The following is an 18262-nucleotide window of genomic DNA, read 5'->3' as shown; positions in this document are numbered from 1 at the left end:
ATGCGACGTAATGAATTGTTGAGGTTGGCTTGATGAGCCGACTGGCTCGATAGGATATTGCCACGCCCCCGCTTCTGGTCTCGAGTGGAATGAAACGGGATACAAAAGCCTCGAGATCTGGCGGACCTATGGACTTCGAGAGAAGGCTCAGGGAGGAATTCGCTCGCAACCCACGGGGCTCGCTCAACTCCAGGTTCGACGTCTGTCGGCGCTCGTCAAGGGCGCTAGCCGAGTGCCTTCGTCCCCAGGGGCATGTGGACTTCCTCGAAGTTATCAGCGACCCTGAGAATAATTGCCACAACCAGATGCTGGAGTGGATCGGTCGGCACCTCGACCCCGAAGTCATCGACCCGGCGTTTGCGACGAGGCATATGAAGGTCGGCCTACCGGACCGGAGGACGATTCAGTGAAGTTCGCCGAGATTCGGCTGAAATGCCGTACGTCCCGGTACGGCCCCAGGCGGGGATCGGGAAACCGAATCGTAGGGGCCTATCCATGAAGCCGGGCAACCGCGACATCCGCCACAAAGTTCTGATCGCCGGTGAGGAACTGCGAGAACTGCAACGGCACACTGCCTTGCTCGTCGAGGCGTTCGGGCTCGATCGCAAGATCGAGGCGTACAAGGGGACTCGACCGATCACCCTTTACCGCTGGGATCTGGAGTGTCTCATGGACACGATCGAGAGTGAACTCAACGATCCGAGAGAATACCCCGACGAAGCTGCGCCCGAGTATTTGGCCCTGAAACGCCTCGCGCAGCAGCTCCGTGAAGAGTATGACCGGCATTACGGCGACGAGTGGGGCGCTCCCAACATTCCTATCAGGGCGGCGAGGATCCGACCTGGGAGTTCGAAGGCCTGGCCCCGTGAGAGTGCCCTCTGGAGTATCGCCTCACTCGTCGTAACGACGTTTGACGAAGACGCCCAGAAACACGTCGGCGGATGGATCGAGTTGACTCCTACCGTAGTAGGTATGGGAAGTTCGAGGGACCCCTGGGCTACGTCAATCCGGGACGGCATTCACGCGATTCGGCTTCTTCTCATCTTGATGAACGGATGAAAGGTCTGACTTGATGATATCGCGAATCATTGTCTCCGTTGGCCTCCTCGGCTCGATCTGGGCCTCGGTCCCCAGTCTACTGGCCCAAGAGGCGCCCAAGCCTGAATGGAACTATTCCGCGGAGCAACTCCGGCCCTTCTGGTTGGGCGAGGTGATGGAAGGAGAGTCGATCCTCTTCCTCAGGGATGACACGACGGGCGAGGCCCGAGCATCGGTGCTCTTCCCAATCCAGAAGCTTCTCTCCGTCCGGAGCTCGTCGGGCGAGGCCCAATATGAGGAAGGGCGAGACTACCTCTGGAAGGCCGACTCGAGAGAGATCGTAATCCCGAAGGGGTCGCGGATCACGACGTCGACGCCTGACTTGCTCCGCAGGCCTGCGGGGAGTCAGCCGTATCGGCTCACGCATCGGGACGGGAACGGGGAGATTTATTTCGGGGGGAAACTCGAGTATCACGAGCTCCAGACCATCGTCCGATATTCGCACGCGCCCGGCCTTTGGAAAACGTCGGTGCCGAAGTTTGATCCCAAGGCTTTGCCGCATACGATGGAGACGCTCCGCAGCCGCGCTCCGCTGAAGATCGTGATGCTGGGAGACAGCATCTCCACGGGGTGCAATGCCTCGGGATGGGCGGATGGGAAGCCGTTCCAGCCGGCTTATCCGGACCTGGTGAGCCGGGCGCTGCACGAGACATATAAGGGACAGGTCGAGGTCACGAACCTTTCGGTCGGCGGGATGGACTCGGCGTGGGGGCTGACCATGGTCGGGAAGGTGGTCGAGGCCCGTCCGGATCTCGTCCTCCTGGCCTTCGGCATGAACGACTCCGGCGGTAGGCCCGCCAAGGACTTCGGGGAGAAGATCGCCGCGACCATCGAGGGCATCAGGAAGGATCGTCCGGGGACCGAGTTCATCCTCATCGCCACGATGGTTGGGAACCCGGGTTGGGTCGCGCTCAAGCAGGAGCTCTTCCCGCAGTATCGAGATGAGCTCGTGCGGTTGTGCGGTCCGGGGGTGGCACTCGCCGACGTCACCTCGATCTGGAGCGAGTTCTTGAGGCTTAAGAAGGATTGGGATCAGACAGGCAATGGCGTGAACCACCCCAACGACTTCGGCCATCGCGTGTACGCGCAGGTGATCGCCTCGCTCCTGATCCCGATCGACGAACACGACGGGGCGAACTCGCCTGCGGGGCGATAGGAACGAGGCTCGACCCAGGTTCGGTCTAGATTCAACTACGGATGGAGGTCGGAAACCATCTAGCCACGGATGAAACACGAATAAGACGGAGAAGGGGAACGATCAACAGATGGCAGGATTAATACAGGTAATCCATTTATTGGTTTGATGGATTTAGTAGGGTTTCCAATCGGAGTGCCGAAAGAATCGCTTTTTGAGTGATCATCACGACCGGGATTGAAGGGAAAGGATCGTGGAGGAAGGGGGGGCGATCCCCGAAATCGGCGAGGTCCTCGGGAAGGTTGATTCGAACCCACGGCGCCTTGAAAGACTCGGCCCAAGCCTTGCAAGCGGCGGGCCGAGTCATTTTCGAACGGTCGTTTTGAAGGCGGGCCGCAGCAAGTCCCCGCGTCGACGCCGGGGTGATTCTATTGTTTACACGTTTTCGCTTGAATCGCGAATCAAGCGACGCAAACGCGTCGGCGCCATCGGCGAACGCCAAGCCCGGCGAGGACGGACACGCACAGGGCGAGTGTCGAGGGCTCGGGGACCGGGGTGTAGTTGTCGTATGCGTAGAACGGCGAGGGCCCGGTGGGGTAGATCGTCTGGGGGGCGAGGATCTGGAAGGATGCGAGCGGGAAGGGCAAGGGGTTCGGCCCGACCTGGGCGATCGAACTGACCGACGCTTGCATCGTGGAAGAGGTCGTCCCGGTGATGGTCCCGTTGATGACGCCCTTGATCTCAAGCTCCGAGTTGGTCGTCCCGTCGTTGAGGAACACGTCGATCGTGTAAGGGACATTGTCGTAGTTCAGGACGTTCGAGCCCGGCAGGCTGACGGAGGTGTTGAAGCCTCCCAGGTTGATCGCGCCCGGCAGGTAGAACGATCCGACGGCCGTCGTCCAGGAGATCGGGCTCCCGGGGTTGCTACCGCCGATCGTGCCGTACGTCGTATAGGAAATCGGGTTGGCCTGGGCCGAGGTTGCTGCGAACCCCCCCAAGGCCACAATGGCAAAAAGTAAGGTGGAGAATCCGCTCCGAGTCACGGCCAAGCTCCTTATTCACGGGTATCCAAAGCTGGATCGACACCAGGTGATGCAACTGATTTCACCCTCATTGTCGGCAAATACCGGAGGCTTCCCTTAGCGAAACGCCTCTGCCAAACCAGGAGTTGCGAAACATAAGCGGCATCCCTGCCGCGCGTCCGGCTTCTGGAGGCGACTGGGGTGAGTGCGCAAGAGAATCCGTTGGCGCCCTCCCTCGAGACGGGAGCGGCAGACTCCGGTCCGGTTTTCGATCTTAGGGGAGGGACGACGACATTTGTGAATTTTCGTTAAGTCCTCATTTCAGCGACCGGGCCTGCGTGAGCCGCGGCCCATTGAGTGTTCGGGGTCAGTCGATCCGGCCATAGGCCGCTGCTGCGTGGCGGAATCCCTTTCAATGGCACAATCCGGCGCCGCACGGGCATAGACCAGGAATGGGGTGTCGATCCCAACGCCCGGATAAGACATCGACCAGACAAACGCTTTATGAGGATTTGAGCCGTCGAACGACCTTGGGCCAAGGAACCGTCGAGCATGAGCGAGCGATCAAGCGCCAACGCGCATGGATTCGGAACCGAGCTTGCCCGACGCATCGACGCGGTCTGCCGCCGGTTCGAGGGCGATTGGCGCTCGGGCCGGAGTCCGGTGAGAGGCGACTACCTGGGGGAGGTCCCCGAGGTGGCACGACGTGCGCTCGAGGCGGAGTTGGTCGGGTTACAGGACGAGTTGCGCCGGGTGGACGAAACACTCGCGAGGATTGAGTCCAGCCCGATCACCAAAGCCGCGACCTTCGCGCCAGCGAGCCCACCCACAATCCTGATCCCGGGCCTGGCGAATCCCCTCGTGGATGAGGAAGCCACCGTCGCACCCGCCGAACCGGTCACGCTCGACCATCTCGGATCAAGGCCGTCGCCGGAGGTCGTCGCACCAACTCGCGTCCGCTACTTCGGCGAGTACGCGATCGTCCGCGAGTGGGGTCGTCTTCGAAAGCGCGACAGGTGGGCCTGATCCGTAAGGTCGCTCTCAAGATGATCCTGGCAGGACAGCTTGCCGACGAAGTCGACGTCAAGCGGTTCCTCACCGAGGCCGAGGCGGCCGCGAACCTGGACCATCCGGGCATCGTGCCGATCCTCGAGGTCAACCAGCACGAGGGTCAGCATTACTTCAGCATGGGCATCGTCGAAGGCCAGAGCCTCTCGCAGCGGCTGGTCGAGGGGCCGTATTCGCCGACTGAGGCCGCGGCCTTGATGAACAAGGTCGCCGAAGCCATCGACTACGCCCATCAGCATCACGTGATCCATCGCGACCTCAAGCCGGCCAACCTCTTGATCGACCCGTCGGTCAACCCGCACGTCACGGATTTCGGCCTGGCCAAGGAGCTGCAAGGTGACAGCGGATTGACGGGCTCCGGCCAGATCATGGGGACGCCCAGCGACATGCCGCCCGATCAGGCCGGAGCGTATCGTGGCGAAGTGGGGCCCAACGCCGACGACTATGCGCCGGGGGCGACGCTCTATGCGTTGATCATCGGTCGTCCCCCATTCCAGGCGGCCAGCGTGATGGACACGGTGCTCCAGGTCATCGGTGAAGAGCCGGTGCCTCCACGCCGGCTCAATGTGGGCGTCCCACGCGACCTGGAAACCATCGTGTTGAAGTGCCTGGAGAAAGAGCCGGGCAAACGTTATGGTTCGGCGGCGGCACTGGCCGACGACCTGCGGCGGTTTCTGGACGGACGGCCGATCAAGGCCCGGCCGGTGGGACCGATCGAGCAGGGCTGGCGATGGTGCCGGCGCAATCGCTGGCTGGCCGTCGCCGCGGGTCTGGCCGTCGCCGCGATCGTGGCCGTCGTCGTTCTGTCCCTCCCGGTTGCCGACCGCCAGGCCCCGCTCGCGAATACGCAGGCCAAGTCGAACAAAGACATCCTCGCGATGGCCCACAAGCTTCGCGAGCAACGCGACTCGGCCCGCGCCAACCTCTACGTCGCCGAGATGCGGGCGGCCGCGAACCTTCGGGATGAGGGGAACGCCCCGAAAATGAACGAAATCCTCGGGCGATTCGCCATCCCCGAGAAGGACACCGTCGACCTGCGGAGCTTCGAGTAGTACTACCTGCGCCGGCTGCCCAGGACTGTTTCGCCTGCTCGTCGCGAGCAGGTCGCGGTGCCATTAGAGACGGGGCAAATACCGCGGAACACGAGTGCCCAACTGCCGGGGGAAATATGGCGGAATGTGAGCGGCACTCGAGATATTGATTTAGTGGAAAGATGTGGATTTCACGGGATTCAAGGGGTCGAGATCGAACCGGCGATCGCCTGCCCGTTTTCTAGCGTTGACCCCCCGAATTTGTGAGTGTGACCTTCGAGTTGCCTTGCAACAGTACAACCTCGAAACACGAACGAATGAATCTCTTGTTATTTATCTAGAAATTCACTCGCTTGCGCTTCGGGCTTGGAAAAGGCCGAATGGAGGCCCCGCGCGATGGGCACAGCCCAGTCGTAATTTGCTCCAAGCCGTTAACCCGGAGGCTACTTAAGGCCCATGAGCCGGGCGATACGATTGGTCAGACCACGGACCAAGAGGTATGGGACGACTGCCAATGTAGCCGCCACGATCATCGCCAGCCCGGGATAGAACCAGTGGAATGCGGTGGCTTGGTAGATCACATCAAGGACAACGGCGACGAAGAACAGCTTGCCCACATCCGTCCAGAGTTGTCGCAACAGGGTACGCCTTTGCGGCGAGTTGAGGACGAGCGTCCAGAGGAAAGCGGGACGCCCTTCGCGGGCGTCCCTCAACCCGGAGCGAATGGCGAAGAACGAGGCCACCAGCGGCTGTAGGATGAAGCGAAAGTGCAACGCACCCGTCGCGCGTCCGACAAGTTGTTCCCAGCCGCGAATGAGCATCTCTTCCATGCGCTAGTTCCCGACCCTCTTCACTGCCGGCGGCTTCCAGGTTCCGTCGAGGATCGACGGGGTCTCTTCCCTGGGCCAATACAACCTCATCATCAGAATGAACGTGTCCTTCGGGGCCGGGAGCCAGTTGGCTTCCTTGTCTTTGCCGGGCGACTCGTTCTGGATGAGGAGATCCAGCGAGCCGTCCGCGTTGTACTTCAGGTTGTTTCGCGGGCTGACCGTGTACTTGTTCAGCGGGTTGTCGGCGAAGAAATAGGCTTCGTCGTACATGGTGATCGACCAGAAAGCGTTGGCCGGCGGGCTTTGGCCCTTCGGGAAATGCAGCACGTACTTGTTGGCCCCACTGTACACCCTGCCGGCGGAGTCGTTGGTCGAGGTGGGGTAGACAGCGTCCTGCGCCCGGTTGGCCCCCAGGCCGATCGCCGTGATGAAGGCCCGCTGTAGATAGTCGGTGCCATAGATCCCGGCCTTCGTCGTGAAAATCCAGCCGTTCTCGAGCGAGCCGCCGTCCTTGAAGTGGGACATGATCCTGCCCTGGGCCACGCGAGGCACCATCGCCAGTCCCTTGGCGATATCCGCATCCACACGCGAGATGTCGAAATCCTTACCGGGGATGATCCCGATCTTCGCCAAGGCCTCGACCATCGGGGCGTCTTCCTTCGCCGGCGCATTTTCCTTCATGAGCGCCGCCAGCAGCTTGAAGTATTCCCCAGAGTCGAGCTTGTGGACCTGTTCCCGGACCGCCGACTTCATGTCCACCGTCGGATCGACCCGGCCTGCGGGGGGCGTGAACGCCTTGCCGAAGGCGCTGAGCGGCCGGAGGTCGTACTTGTCCATCGTCGCATGGCACGCCTTGTAGTCGTCCGGCGTGCCGGTGCAGTACGTGCGTCCGAGAATCCAGATTAGATTCGTGGGTGACTTCAACTCCTTGACACCCTCGGGCAGATCGCCCTTCCATCCCGGACCGGTGATCGCGTAGGTCTGGGCTCGATTCCCCGTGGTCCGGGTGCCGGGCACCGCGAAGACGTCCGTCCAGCCACTGAGCATGGGCATGAGGAAGTAGCGGTCGCCCATGTCCGGCAGGCTCAGGACGTAAGGCTCCTTCGCGAGGTTCAGCCAGGCGGTCGAGTAGAGCGTGTCCGCGTTCGGAGCGGTCACATCTCGGAACGTGGCGTCCGGGTAGGTGCGGGACCTGTAGAACTGGCCCATCGGGGCGTGGTGGTCCTTCGGTCCGTCGACGTTGGTCATCACTCGCCGGGTGAATTCCATCGTGACCAGGGAGTAGCCGTAGACGTAAGCCTGGACGCCCGTCTCGACGGCCTGGTTCTCGACGACCTGCGCCCTGGCAGGCGACAGCTCGCCTGGGAGCGCGAAGAGCCCGAACCCCAGTGTGATAAGCCACCGCGTCATTACATTCATAAAACCCCCCTCCGGATGGTCTGACTCGTTTCGTGGATCATAATTGCGTCGCCGAACAGTTACCGACCGAGATGTTCCAGTGCGGCGCGGAGCGGATCGCTGGGGATTCGAATGATCCCGACGAACGGGCGGTCCAGTTCGAGGATCAGGAAGATCGCACACGAGATCGCCGCTGCGCATACGGCGAGAGACAAGAGTGCGGTTGCGTTCCGGGGCGCGAACAAACCGAAGCTGCCGAGGATGAGGGTCAGCCAGAAGATCAGCACCACGAGGAATGGAAACGGGATCGAGCTTCCTTGTTGCCGTGCGTAAAGCGACCAACGCATCTGTCCGGTGTCGGTGACGATCTTCAGGGCCTGTGCTTGGATCGTACGTTGGGCGTCGGTCTTCGCACCGAGGGCCAGGATGCGGTCGAACACCACCTCATAGCGCCCCTCTGTACCGGTTGTTTTTCCGGACGCTTCGGTCCGGCGGCCGTCGCTTGGCCACGTCCGCTCGATCAGGTCAGTCACCGATACGCGAAGCAATTCGCGGATCTCCTTCGCCTCGGGTCCGTAATGAGCCAGGGTGCGGTCGAGCGTGATGACGTTGCCTGCCAGTTGGGCGATGCCGGCTTGCTGGGAGTCGAACGAGCCTTTGGCCGACGCGACGAGCAAGCCGAGCACCATCCCGGTCAAGGTTCCGAGAATGCCCACGGCCAGCTTGATGACTTCCTTCGACTCCGGGTTGAGTTGATGCTCCGGGAGCCTGGTGCGGAGCAGAACACCGAAAAGGGATCCTCCGAAGGCGCAGGCGAAGACGACAAGGGCAATGGTTATCGAACTCATGAACGCGATCTCCGCTCGGAGCTGGTCTCGACCCTTCGCCTCGGACTCGTCAGACCGCGGGGAATTTGAAGACGCCGAAGGAACGGTCCGAACGGCCAGGACCGGGGCCCAGCCCGCTGTCCGCTTCCGCAACGAACCCGGCCGTTCCGGTAGCCGGCAGACTGTCCGCGAATCTCGGCGGGTCGCGCACGCTCTGGGCGACGAGCCGAAGGACGCGTGGTCCTCGAGCAACGACCCGCGAAATCCGCCACACGGCCGTCGGATCGTATGAGGTCCACGACGAACCGCTCCGGTGTCAGTGGGCGACCGGTCCTCGGCCACCGTGACCACGTGTCGAACTGGCCGAGCCGAAGGCCGGGGACGCTCCCAAGAATTCCCAGGTGACGGTCTGCCGGGAGAAGGCGGCCTGCCGCCATGGCAGGCTTTGCACACCCTATGTGGTAGCCGGCGCAGGACGTCGCGCCAAGTCTGTTCACGGGTCGATCGGTAGACAATGTCACGGGATCGCCGGCTCATCGATAGGAATTCCGATGAAACGCGGCGAGGGAAAGCAACTTTCGCAAATTTACGGATGACAAAGTGCGCTTTGCGCACTTGCCCTTCCGAAGAACCTCGATGGTCGCACGCCACCGTCAGAGCGAGATGATCCCGTGGCGGGTGGCGTACTGGACCAGCTCGGCCCCAGGGCTTCCCGAATCCGGGCCTTCTGGGCCTCCGCGGTACGAACCGATGGATAAGTTCTCCGGCGATCATGGGGCTGATGTAGGTCCGACCGAGCAAGGCCTCGCGGACGGCGGTCACCAGCTCGGCCGACACCGAGTGCTCGAGGACGAGGCCGAGGGCCCCGGCCTGGATGGCCCGGCGGGCGTAAGCCACGTCGCGATGCATGGTCAGGAAAACCACCCCGGCTTGCCCTGTTCGCGAAGCTGGACCGCGGGCTCGATGCCGTTGAGTGTCGGCATTTTGATGTACGCGACGATCACGCCCGGCCGGTGCTCTCGGGCCGCCTCGACGAGTTGTCGCCCGTCCGCCACCATCCCGACGACCTCGAATTCGGGTTCGAACCGGTCGCGCAGGCACTCGGCGAAAATCGTGTGGTCCTCGGCGATGAGGATTCGGGCCTTCACGAGTCGCCTTCCTGGAACGTGGCGTGGACTTCGACCGTGGTCCCCCGCCCAGGTGCGGAGGTGAGGGTCGAGTTGCCGCGGATGAGCCGGACCCGCGCTTCGATGCTGGCCAGCCCGAGTCCCGCACCAACGCGCGCGGCCCTCGGGTCGATTCCGATGCCCTCTTCGCGCACCTGCAGTATCAGGTCCGTGCCGGCGATCGCGAGATTGACTCGGCCTTTGGAGACGGCCGCGTTCTTCGACAGATCGCGAAGGGCCTCCTGGGCGACCCTGTAGACGCACAAGGCCACATCTCGTGGAACGATCCGGGGCACGGCGTCGGCGCGGAAAGCGACGTCGATCCCCTCGCGCCTCGAGAATGCGGCGCACTCGGACCGGAGGGCCTCGGCCAGCCCCAGGTCGTCAAGGATGGCGGGATGCACCTGCCGAGACAGCGCATGTAAATCCTCGGCGACGTCAACCAACCGGCCCTGCATCAAACGAAGTCGCCGGAGTGCGGTCGTCGAGTCACCGAGATGGACCTCGAGATCCGCAATGTCGAAGACCAAGATGGCCTGTCGCTGCGACCCGTCGTCATGCTTTTCAAGGGCGACCCGCCGGCGCTCCTCTTCTTGGGCGGTCAGCAGACTTGCGGCCAACGTCCGGAGGGCATCGTCGGCCCGCTTGCGGGCCAGGGCATTGGTAAAAAACGTCCCCGACCAGGGGGAGTCGGCGGACCAGGTCGTCCGGCCATGCGATGGTCGCGCGGAAGGGGCGAACCCGATGGCTCCCACGACGCTCCCCGTCACCTTCAACGGGATCGTCAGGTTCGTCTTCATCCCCGTCCGGGTCAGGAAGGCTCGTTCGATGGTGGCCTCCCGCGGCAAATCGTCGGGAGTCCGGAACGCTTCGCACGCGAGGATCTTCCGAGAGTAGGCCGGGAAGTGGGACTCCACGATGACCCGAAGCGACGGCGGCACTCCCGGCAATTTGTAAGAGTGAGTGATCTCCAACTGGTTGCCCACCAACTCGCCCATGCCGCTCCGGTCGATGCCCAGGAACTCCGCGATCCGCCGCAGAGCGGTCACGATTTGCGAGTCGAACCGGCCGAAAGGCACGAGACTGCCGTCACCATTACCGACAAGGCCACATCGCTTCGGGCTTGTCGCGTGTACACGTTTGCCATCGCACCGCTCGGACAGGCTGCGACCAGCATCACCCCGCGGTGACGACATACTGCAAGCCTACAGCGGTTCTCAGTCGCATCGCACACTGTAGAATCGGCTGAAAGCCACGGATATTGGTCGAAAGCGTTCGCCTTGTGCGCTATGCCTGCGTTAACCGCTGTAGGCCGCTCGCAAGAATCCAGCCCAGGCCAGGCAGCGACACCGTCTGACCTAAGATTGCCGGGGGTACGGCCCTGGGCTGGATCGCCACCCTGCGGAAGTCGGCGATCGTGAGCCCCATGCCGACGACGACCATCGCGAAGACCATGAGGATCGGCACGCCGACATCAATCAGAGTTTTTGAGAATCGACCCCCCGCGACCGTCGGTCATCGCCGACCGAACACCGGCCATTCGGCCGGGTGCGCCGCTCAACGCAAGGACGCAAGGACTGACATTGTCTAACGTCGTAGCGGATCGGATGCCTCGTTTCAACGCGATTGTCGGGCGTCAAGTTGGCTTTGTTCGGGGATCGCAGCCCATGCCCGAGGCGAGGTGAATTACCTTCTTGTATGGACTATTCATCAGAGAGTAATGATTCTCTCACTGTGCTTCCGAACCCAGACGAGGAGTCCAGTTCCGGCTTGACGTTAAATTGACAAATATTCGATTTTTATATTTATGATTATTGTGATCGGAGTGCCCTGCGGGCGGCGAAAATGGATGGCTGGAGAAAGTATGCGGTCATGCAGTTCAGCATCAAGACCTTGACTTCACTCTGACTTCGCGATGCGGTCGAGCAATTCTCCGAGCAAGAGTCGCTCTCCCGCAGTCAGGCCTGGAATGGTTTCCAGGTATGCCCGAAGCTCGGCTGCGGCGGTCTGCGGCTCCCGTTCAACGCGAGTTTCGCCTACCGCCGAGATTGCCGCGAGGATCGATTCCCTGGTGAACGTCGCGAGGTCGAGGTCTCGGGTCGCCTCCGGCTGGGAGAGGAGCGTGAAGGCGGTGCCCAACGCGGCGGAATGCCAGAGGTCGACCGCTCGGTCCACGCTGGTCGTCAGGAGTCCGGCACGGGCCAGGCGATGAATCCTCTGGCGCAAGACGTCTCTGCCGGCCTTCGCGGCCGGCGATGACCCATTCGACCGAGGGTCACCGGCAAGGATCTCGAAAATGCCGGGGTTGGCCAGGCAGAACGCAATGTGCATGTCCCACCCTTCTCGCAGATCTTCGATCGGATCTCGATTCGGAACCCGTCTCGCCTTCGACGAGACATAGGCCGCCATCGCATGCTCCGCGACCGCGTCGAGCAAACCCATCTTATCGACGAATAAACGATAGATCGTCGGAGCTTGCACGCCGGCCGCCATCGCGACGGCTCGGGTCGTCGCCGCCTCACGACCCCCTTCAGCGATCAGCCGCGAGGCCGCGGCGAGGATGCGCGACCGTACGTCTCCATCGGGTTCGATCGTGCCTGATTGGGTTTGCGCGTCAGCCATGGATCGATCGTAACCGCGTCGTCCTTCCCGAGAAACCGGAACTTGATTTTGACGATTAACGAGGATATCGTTTGGGTGTTATCAATGGAAACGGGCCATCGGAGGGGTTTTCCATGATCGTTGTCACCGGGGCGAGCGGAAATCTCGGTCGGGCGATCGTCTTGGCGTTATTGGAGACGGTCCCTGCTCGACGCATTGTCGCAAGCACCCGAGACGCCGGGAAGGTCGCAGACCTGGCCATGCGTGGCGTCGCGATACGCGAAGGCGACTATACGAACGCGGAGAGCCTCCGCCACGCGTTCGAAGGGGCTGAACAGGTCTTGATGATCTCCTCGAATGCCGCGGCACAGGGGGGCAACCCGCTGGCTCATCATCGGACCGTTATCGACGTTGCCCGCGAGTGCGGCGTAAGACGGATCGTCTACACGAGCCATATGGGGGCCAGTGACCGTTCGCACTTCCCACCGATGCAGACTCACTACGCCACGGAGGAGATGCTTCGGGAGAGCGGGTTGTCGTGGACGGCGCTGCGAAACGGATTTTACGCGAGCACGGCCCTCCTTATGCTCGGAGAAGGGTTCAAGTCCGGCTCGATCCGGGCACCGGAGGACGGCAAGGTTGCATGGACCTCGCACGCCGATCTCGCGGGTGGCGCTGCGGCGATCCTGTTCCACGAGGGGAGATTTGAGGGGCCGACGCCACCATTGACCGCGACGGAGGCTTTAAGCCTCGCCGAACTGGCGGCGATTGCCTCAAGTATTCTGGATCGGCCGGTTGGGCGGGAGCCGATCGCCGACGATGAGTTTCGAGACTCTCTGGTAAAATCGGGAATGCCCACGCCGTTGATCGAACTCCAGATGGGGCTGTTCCGAGCCGCTCGGGCCGGGGAATTCGCAACGGTGGATCCCACGCTCTCGACGCTCCTCAATCGTCCGCCCCAACGGGTCGAGGATCTCGTCAAGGAACGAATGTCAGGCTGAACTGGTCGGGAGTGCTTGGGCTTGGTCCGCCAGGCTCCGTCGAGAACAAACGCCCTAGGACACTCAGTCTCAGCAAAACAAGGAGGGGATCGATGTCGGAGAAGAAAGTCGCTTTGATCACCGGGGCTAACAAGGGGATTGGCTTCGAGATCGGACGCCAACTCGGGAAACTTGGCTTCGCGGTCGTTCTCGCCGCGCGGGACGAGGCCAAGGTCCACGCCGCCGCCGACCGGCTCCGAGGAGAAGGGCTGGAGGCGGAAGGCGTCCGAGTGGACGTGACCGACCCTTCTACCGGCACCAGCGCGGCCCGTTGGCTCGAGGATCGATATGGACGCCTCGACGTGCTGATCAATAACGCGGGGATCAGCCTCGACTTCGCCTCGCACACGAGGCCGTCGGAGCTCGAGTTGGCGACGCTCAAAGAGACCTACGAGACCAATGTCTTCGGGGTCTTCTCCGTAACCAGGGCCATGATCCCGCTGCTTCGCAAGTCGTCCTCGGCCAGGGTCATCAACCAGTCCTCCACCCTCGGCTCTCTCGGCGTCATGAGCAACCCCGCCTTACCGTTCTACGGCGTCAACGTCCTTGCCTACAACTCATCGAAAGCCGCCCTCAATGGTTTGACCGTGGCACTCGCGAAGGACCTCGCCTCCGAAAGGATCTCGGTGAATTCGACCTGCCCAGGCTGGGTCAAGACCGACATGGGCACGGACGCCGCCCCGCGTTCGGTGGAGCAGGGCGCGGCGATCGCCGTGAAGCTCGCCACGATGGATGATCCCCCGACCGGGAAGTTCTTCGACGATAACGGCGAGATCGCCTGGTAGGGTGCGGATCGAAGTCTTGACCGCCGAACTCGAGAGCTCCTGTCCGCGGACGGAGGCGAGGATCGATTCGGGCCAAAACTCGTCGTCCCGGACGATCGGCCCCGGAAGGTTTCAAGCCGTCGGCGGAAACCTTTGTACAGACCGGGCCGACTTCTCCGATAAAGAAGTCGATGGCCGATCGTCGCGGCGGTCGCGAACTCGAAGGGTCGAGGTGCGAGCAGGCCGTCCAAACCCGGCCGAAACGGAGAATCCAAGGTGACGACCTTCACGACGAAGCGAGAGATCTTCGCGAAAACCTCCGACATCTTCGCGGCGATCCAGGATCCGGATCGACTGGCAAAGTGGTGGGGGCCCTCTGGATTCACGAACACCTTCGAGACCTTTGAATTCCAAACGGGTGGTCGTTGGGACTTCACCATGCATGGCCCCGACGGAAAGAATTATCCAAACGAATCGTTTTTCGAGACGATCGACTTAGACAGAAGAGTCGTAATTCGACACGTCAGCGCGCCCCACTTCCGACTCACGATCACGCTGGATGAGCAACCCGAGGGGACGCTCCTGTTGTGGGAGCAAGCCTTCGACGACGACTCGGTGGCGAATGCGATCCGCCACGTCGTCGAGCCCGCGAATGAACAGAACCTCGACCGTCTCTCCGCCGAGTTGGAGGCAAACGTCCCGATTGAAGCCTGACGGACGTGTCGTACCGGCCGATCTTGCGACGCAAGGTGAGAGCGGACTGACAGTCGATCGGCTTGCTTATCCACGACCCTCAGTGGGGCGACAATGGGAGGTTGAAGACTATCCGAAGAAGACACAGGTCGACGCAAGTAAAATTAACAATTGCAGTGATTTCATCTTCGGCGATCTGTGTCTTCTGCGGAAAAACTAGTTTTCTCCGGTCCATTTTCCATTCGCGTTCTTGTCGTGGTCGATTCTCGTCTGATATCCGGGTCGTTGTTCCATTAATCGCGGGCGCCTTCCTGAAGCGGGAGTATGCCATGACGCCGAACTCGCCCGCGCCGACGAACCTCGTCCCACACCCCATATTCGGCGTCGCGTACTCTCCCGAGTCCGGATTCCCGGCAGACCTGTCCCGGCAGAAGCCTTCTCCTTGCCCGATTTTATTTTATGTCGACATGCTGACGAAATGTCGAAATTGCCTTCGGCCGTTCGTATTCCACGCTCGGGAGCAGAAGTACTGGTACGAGGACCTTGGCTTCGACCTCGGCGCTCGCTGCCCTGCACGTTGCCCGGAATGTCGGCGGTCGCGCCGACGGCTCCATCGTCACTTTCAACGATACTCGGAACTGAGCCACCAAGAGGACCTGACCGACACGGAGCTCGGGGTGTTGGTCGGCGATTCGATCGTTCTCTACAAGGCAGGGATCTTGGAGGACGAACAACGATTGCGCAGGCTCAAGAATCTCGCACTAACACGGCTCGCAGGTGAACAAGTCACACAAGAGCTCGTCGGCGTGATCGCGGCGATTCCCGTGGTCGGAGGGCATCGGCTCGGCGTCGCTGAAAGCAGGTTGCTGGAATCGATCCGTCGACTGATCGATGCGGGCATGGAGGTCGTTTCCGAGGTCCAGGCCTTGGCCGCAACTCTCCCGGCGGACAACCTCGACCTCGGGTCGGTCCCCTCCTATGCCAAGGCTTTCGAGCGGCTCAGAAGGCGCGGGCTCTTGACCGATTGGGTCCAGGACAAGAGCGGACGTTGGGGAGTTCGACCCATAACGACCGTTTGAGACGATGGCTTCTGATCCCCTCGCGAATCTCGCCCTATCGCCAACTTCGACTCGAGCCCGTCCGCTCAACCCGCTGCCACCTGGGCTCGACGATGGGTTTTCGTCGGTCGAAGTCGAATTGAGCCACCGTTACCTCAAGTATTGGCTTGTCAGCGAATTCTTGGCGGACAACAGCGCCTCTGGTGTCCCTTCGAAGATGACACTCCCCCCCTTGTTTCCACCTTCGGGCCCCATGTCGATGATCCAATCCGCGTTCTTGATGATGTGCAGGTTATGTTCGATGACGATCACGGTGTTCCCCGCCTTCACCAGTCGATTCATGACGTCCAGGAGATGGCCGATGTCGGACATGTGCAAGCCCGTTGTCGGCTCGTCCATGACGTAGACGCTCCCCTTCTTGTGGAGTTCGCTGGCCAGCTTGATGCGTTGGCACTCGCCCCCCGACAGGGTGCTCAAGGGCTGCCCCAAGCTCAGGTAGTCGAGTCCCACGTCACTCATGGCTTGAAGTCTGCGAACGACGTCCTTGATCTCGAAGAACTCGAGGGCCTGCTGCACGTTCATGGCAAGGACGTCGCTGATGGATTTCCCACTCAGCTTGTACGCGAGCACGTCGTCCTTGAATCGCTTGCCGGCACAGGATTCGCAGGGGGTCTTCACTTCGCTGAGAAAGGCCAGGTCGGTGTAGATCACGCCCAGCCCCTGACAGCCCTCGCAGGCACCCTTCGAGTTGAAGCTGAACAACGAGGCGTTCACCTTATTGGCGGTCGCGAACGCCTTACGGATGGCGTCCATGATGCCGGTGTAGGTGGCAGGATTCGAACGGCTCGAGACGCCCACCGCCGATTGGTCGATCACGATGGCGTCGGGATGCTGCTGCAAGAAGACCTGATGGATCAGGGAGCTCTTACCCGAACCCGCCACTCCCGTCACCACGGTCAGCACACCGGTCGGGATCTCGACGCTCACGTTTTTCAGATTATTGACGTTGGCATTCTTGATCGCAAGTTTGCCCTTCGGCTGGTGGAACTTCGATTTGAGAGGAATTTTCTTCCTTAGATGGGTTCCCGTCAAAGTCTCGGCATGGAGCAGGTCCTGATAGCTCCCTTCAAATACGATCTCGCCACCGCGACGCCCGGCCTCGGGACCGACGTCGACGATATGGTCGGCGACCTTGATCACGTCCGGGTCATGTTCCACCACGATGACGGTGTTTCCCTTGTCGCGGAGCTTCTGCAGGAGCTCGTTCATGCGGTGGACGTCGCGCGGGTGCATGCCCACGCTGGGTTCGTCGAAGACATACATCACGTCCATCAGGCTGCTGCTCAGGTGCTTGACGATCTTGATCCGCTGGGACTCGCCCCCCGATAACGTGTCGGTTTCCCGGTTCAGGTTCAGGTACTCGAGGCCGATGTCCGCGAGGTGCTGCAGGCGAGAGACCAAGGTTTCGACGATCGGCTGCGCGACCGGATCGTTGATGGAACGAGCGAACTCGATCAAGTCGGTGATCTCGAGGTTCGCCAACTCGGCGATGTTACGTCCGTTGAGCTTGCATTGCAGGACGGGCCGGCTCAGCCGAGCACCTTGACATTCCGAACAGGGGCCCATCGTCATGTACGGAGTCACCGCATTCTGCGTGCGCTCCGACATGGTCGCGAGGTCCCGCTTGATGTATTTCGACGCAAACTTTTCGATGATCCCCTGGAACGTCAGGTTGACATCCTTGTTGCCGACCCTGGTCTTAACCTTCACCGGCCCGCAGAACAGTAGCCGATCCATTTCCTCGCGGGTGTAGTCGGAAAGGCGTTTCTCGGGGTCGAACAGTCCGGACTGGATACAGAGGCTCCAGGACCAGCTATCGACCGCGTATTCCGGGAATTGGATCGCTCCCTCATTGAGTGACTTGGATTTATCCAGGAATTTGTTCAGATCGACGTCGAGCTTTCGACCGAGCCCATTGCAATTTGGGCACATGCCCTGCGGGTCGTTGAAACTGAAGACGTTGACCGGGCCGACGAACGGCTGGCCGACCCGCCAAAACAACCGGCGTAAGATGCTGTAGATGTCCGTCACCGTCCCCACCGTCGAGTGCGAGCCGCCGCCAAGACGCTTCTGGTCCACCACGATGGACATGCTCAGATTCTCGATCGCGTCCGCCTCGGGTTGGGGATAGCGCGGCAAGAAATTGCGGACGAAGAGGCTGAAGTTCTCGTTGAGCAGCCTTTGGGCTTCATTGGCGATGGTGTCGAAGACGATCGATGACTTCCCCGAACCGGAGACACCCGTGAAAATCGTGATCTTCCGCTTCGGGATCCGCAGCGAAACATCCTTGAGGTTGTTCTCCCGTGCGCCCCGGATCTCGATGAATTCCTGAGACATTGATCCTCTCCTTGAGATCAAGCGGTGGTCCGGAGACTACAGGCCATTTCCGCAACATGTCTCGCCGATCACCACCAAGTTCACTTCCACCACAAAGGCATCACGACACAAAAGACGAAATCCGGAGAGGATGG

Annotated in this window: 18 protein-coding genes; 8 read left to right on the top strand and 10 right to left on the bottom strand. The window is 61.4% G+C overall.

What is annotated here, in order from left to right; all coding sequences use genetic code 11:
• Window positions 1–495 precede the first annotated feature (495 nt).
• Window positions 496–1059, top strand: a complete 564-nt coding sequence (locus ACYOEI_RS15045; RefSeq protein WP_462850330.1) for a hypothetical protein — start codon at window positions 496–498, stop codon at window positions 1057–1059.
• Window positions 1060–1072: 13 nt separating this feature from the next.
• The gene (locus tag ACYOEI_RS15040) at window positions 1073–2254 is read left to right on the top strand and encodes an SGNH/GDSL hydrolase family protein (protein ID WP_462850329.1); all 1182 of its coding nucleotides are present in this window, start codon (window positions 1073–1075) and stop codon (window positions 2252–2254) included.
• A 440-nt stretch (window positions 2255–2694) separates the two neighbouring features.
• Here the strand turns inward: ACYOEI_RS15040 and ACYOEI_RS15035 are convergent, their stop codons facing one another.
• Window positions 2695–3276 (bottom strand): PEP-CTERM sorting domain-containing protein, encoded by a 582-nt coding sequence (locus ACYOEI_RS15035; protein ID WP_462850328.1) that lies wholly within the window; start codon window positions 3274–3276, stop codon window positions 2695–2697.
• Between the two features lie 531 nt (window positions 3277–3807).
• Here ACYOEI_RS15035 and ACYOEI_RS15030 point away from each other — a divergent pair.
• Together ACYOEI_RS15030 and ACYOEI_RS15025 are read left to right on the top strand one after the other, a co-directional pair.
• Window positions 3808–4281, top strand: coding sequence for a hypothetical protein (locus ACYOEI_RS15030; protein WP_462850327.1), 474 nt, complete (start codon window positions 3808–3810; stop codon window positions 4279–4281).
• Complete coding sequence (locus ACYOEI_RS15025) at window positions 4272–5375, top strand: serine/threonine-protein kinase (protein WP_462850326.1); 1104 nt, start codon at window positions 4272–4274, stop codon at window positions 5373–5375. The genes ACYOEI_RS15030 and ACYOEI_RS15025 overlap by 10 nt, the downstream gene beginning before the upstream one ends.
• Before the next feature lie 422 nt (window positions 5376–5797).
• On the opposite strand, the gene ACYOEI_RS15020 is transcribed toward ACYOEI_RS15025, so the two are convergent.
• The 8 genes from ACYOEI_RS15020 to ACYOEI_RS14985 all read right to left on the bottom strand — a co-directional run bounded on the left by ACYOEI_RS15020 (window position 5798) and on the right by ACYOEI_RS14985 (window position 12197).
• Window positions 5798–6184: a hypothetical protein gene (locus tag ACYOEI_RS15020; protein WP_462850325.1), complete on the bottom strand. Its 387-nt coding sequence runs from the start codon at window positions 6182–6184 to the stop codon at window positions 5798–5800.
• A 3-nt stretch (window positions 6185–6187) separates the two neighbouring features.
• On the bottom strand, window positions 6188–7603 hold the full coding sequence (locus ACYOEI_RS15015; RefSeq protein WP_462850324.1) for a DUF1254 domain-containing protein: 1416 nt from the start codon (window positions 7601–7603) through the stop codon (window positions 6188–6190).
• Between the two features lie 59 nt (window positions 7604–7662).
• Window positions 7663–8430 carry a bestrophin-like domain gene (locus ACYOEI_RS15010; protein WP_462850323.1) on the bottom strand — a complete coding sequence of 256 codons (768 nt, stop codon included), beginning with the start codon at window positions 8428–8430 and terminating at the stop codon, window positions 7663–7665.
• Between the two features lie 890 nt (window positions 8431–9320).
• Window positions 9321–9557: a response regulator transcription factor gene (locus ACYOEI_RS15005; protein ID WP_462850322.1), complete on the bottom strand. Its 237-nt coding sequence runs from the start codon at window positions 9555–9557 to the stop codon at window positions 9321–9323.
• On the bottom strand, window positions 9554–10624 hold the full coding sequence (locus ACYOEI_RS15000) for a sensor histidine kinase (RefSeq protein ID WP_462850321.1): 1071 nt from the start codon (window positions 10622–10624) through the stop codon (window positions 9554–9556). The genes ACYOEI_RS15005 and ACYOEI_RS15000 overlap by 4 nt, the downstream gene beginning before the upstream one ends.
• Window positions 10621–10752, bottom strand: coding sequence for a hypothetical protein (locus ACYOEI_RS14995; protein ID WP_462850320.1), 132 nt, complete (start codon window positions 10750–10752; stop codon window positions 10621–10623). The genes ACYOEI_RS15000 and ACYOEI_RS14995 overlap by 4 nt, the downstream gene beginning before the upstream one ends.
• A 110-nt stretch (window positions 10753–10862) precedes the next feature.
• Entirely contained in the window at window positions 10863–11042 is a 180-nt protein-coding gene (locus ACYOEI_RS14990) for a hypothetical protein (protein ID WP_462850319.1), read from the bottom strand.
• A 432-nt stretch (window positions 11043–11474) separates the two neighbouring features.
• Entirely contained in the window at window positions 11475–12197 is a 723-nt protein-coding gene (locus tag ACYOEI_RS14985) for a TetR/AcrR family transcriptional regulator (RefSeq protein WP_462850317.1), read from the bottom strand.
• 113 nt (window positions 12198–12310) lie between these two features.
• Between ACYOEI_RS14985 and ACYOEI_RS14980 the strand changes: the two genes are divergently transcribed.
• The 4 genes from ACYOEI_RS14980 (at window position 12311) to ACYOEI_RS14965 (ending at window position 15752) form a co-directional block, all read left to right on the top strand.
• The gene (locus ACYOEI_RS14980; protein WP_462850316.1) at window positions 12311–13177 is read left to right on the top strand and encodes an SDR family oxidoreductase; all 867 of its coding nucleotides are present in this window, start codon (window positions 12311–12313) and stop codon (window positions 13175–13177) included.
• 92 nt (window positions 13178–13269) lie between these two features.
• Complete coding sequence (locus ACYOEI_RS14975; protein WP_462850315.1) at window positions 13270–14001, top strand: SDR family oxidoreductase; 732 nt, start codon at window positions 13270–13272, stop codon at window positions 13999–14001.
• Window positions 14002–14256: 255 nt separating this feature from the next.
• Window positions 14257–14694, top strand: a complete 438-nt coding sequence (locus ACYOEI_RS14970) for an SRPBCC domain-containing protein (protein ID WP_462850314.1) — start codon at window positions 14257–14259, stop codon at window positions 14692–14694.
• 101 nt (window positions 14695–14795) lie between these two features.
• Complete coding sequence (locus ACYOEI_RS14965) at window positions 14796–15752, top strand: zinc-ribbon domain containing protein (protein WP_462850313.1); 957 nt, start codon at window positions 14796–14798, stop codon at window positions 15750–15752.
• A 129-nt stretch (window positions 15753–15881) separates the two neighbouring features.
• Here ACYOEI_RS14965 and ACYOEI_RS14960 read toward each other — a convergent pair whose 3' ends face one another.
• Complete coding sequence (locus ACYOEI_RS14960; RefSeq protein WP_462850312.1) at window positions 15882–18128, bottom strand: ATP-binding cassette domain-containing protein; 2247 nt, start codon at window positions 18126–18128, stop codon at window positions 15882–15884.
• Window positions 18129–18262: the final 134 nt, after the last annotated feature.

The organism is Singulisphaera rosea (genome assembly GCF_054877945.1).
This window is presented reverse-complemented; position numbering and strand designations above follow the sequence as displayed.

Coding starts and splice junctions, on each gene's coding strand:
- ACYOEI_RS15030 (WP_462850327.1), top strand. CDS start 3,808: ATGAGCGAGCGATCAAGCGCCAACGCGCATGGATTCGGAACCGAGCTT.
- ACYOEI_RS14975 (WP_462850315.1), top strand. CDS start 13,270: ATGTCGGAGAAGAAAGTCGCTTTGATCACCGGGGCTAACAAGGGGATT.
- ACYOEI_RS15020 (WP_462850325.1), bottom strand. CDS start 6,184: ATGGAAGAGATGCTCATTCGCGGCTGGGAACAACTTGTCGGACGCGCG.
- ACYOEI_RS15045 (WP_462850330.1), top strand. CDS start 496: ATGAAGCCGGGCAACCGCGACATCCGCCACAAAGTTCTGATCGCCGGT.
- ACYOEI_RS14985 (WP_462850317.1), bottom strand. CDS start 12,197: ATGGCTGACGCGCAAACCCAATCAGGCACGATCGAACCCGATGGAGAC.
- ACYOEI_RS14995 (WP_462850320.1), bottom strand. CDS start 10,752: ATGCTGGTCGCAGCCTGTCCGAGCGGTGCGATGGCAAACGTGTACACG.
- ACYOEI_RS14960 (WP_462850312.1), bottom strand. CDS start 18,128: ATGTCTCAGGAATTCATCGAGATCCGGGGCGCACGGGAGAACAACCTC.
- ACYOEI_RS14980 (WP_462850316.1), top strand. CDS start 12,311: ATGATCGTTGTCACCGGGGCGAGCGGAAATCTCGGTCGGGCGATCGTC.
- ACYOEI_RS15010 (WP_462850323.1), bottom strand. CDS start 8,430: ATGAGTTCGATAACCATTGCCCTTGTCGTCTTCGCCTGCGCCTTCGGA.
- ACYOEI_RS15015 (WP_462850324.1), bottom strand. CDS start 7,603: ATGAATGTAATGACGCGGTGGCTTATCACACTGGGGTTCGGGCTCTTC.
- ACYOEI_RS15040 (WP_462850329.1), top strand. CDS start 1,073: ATGATATCGCGAATCATTGTCTCCGTTGGCCTCCTCGGCTCGATCTGG.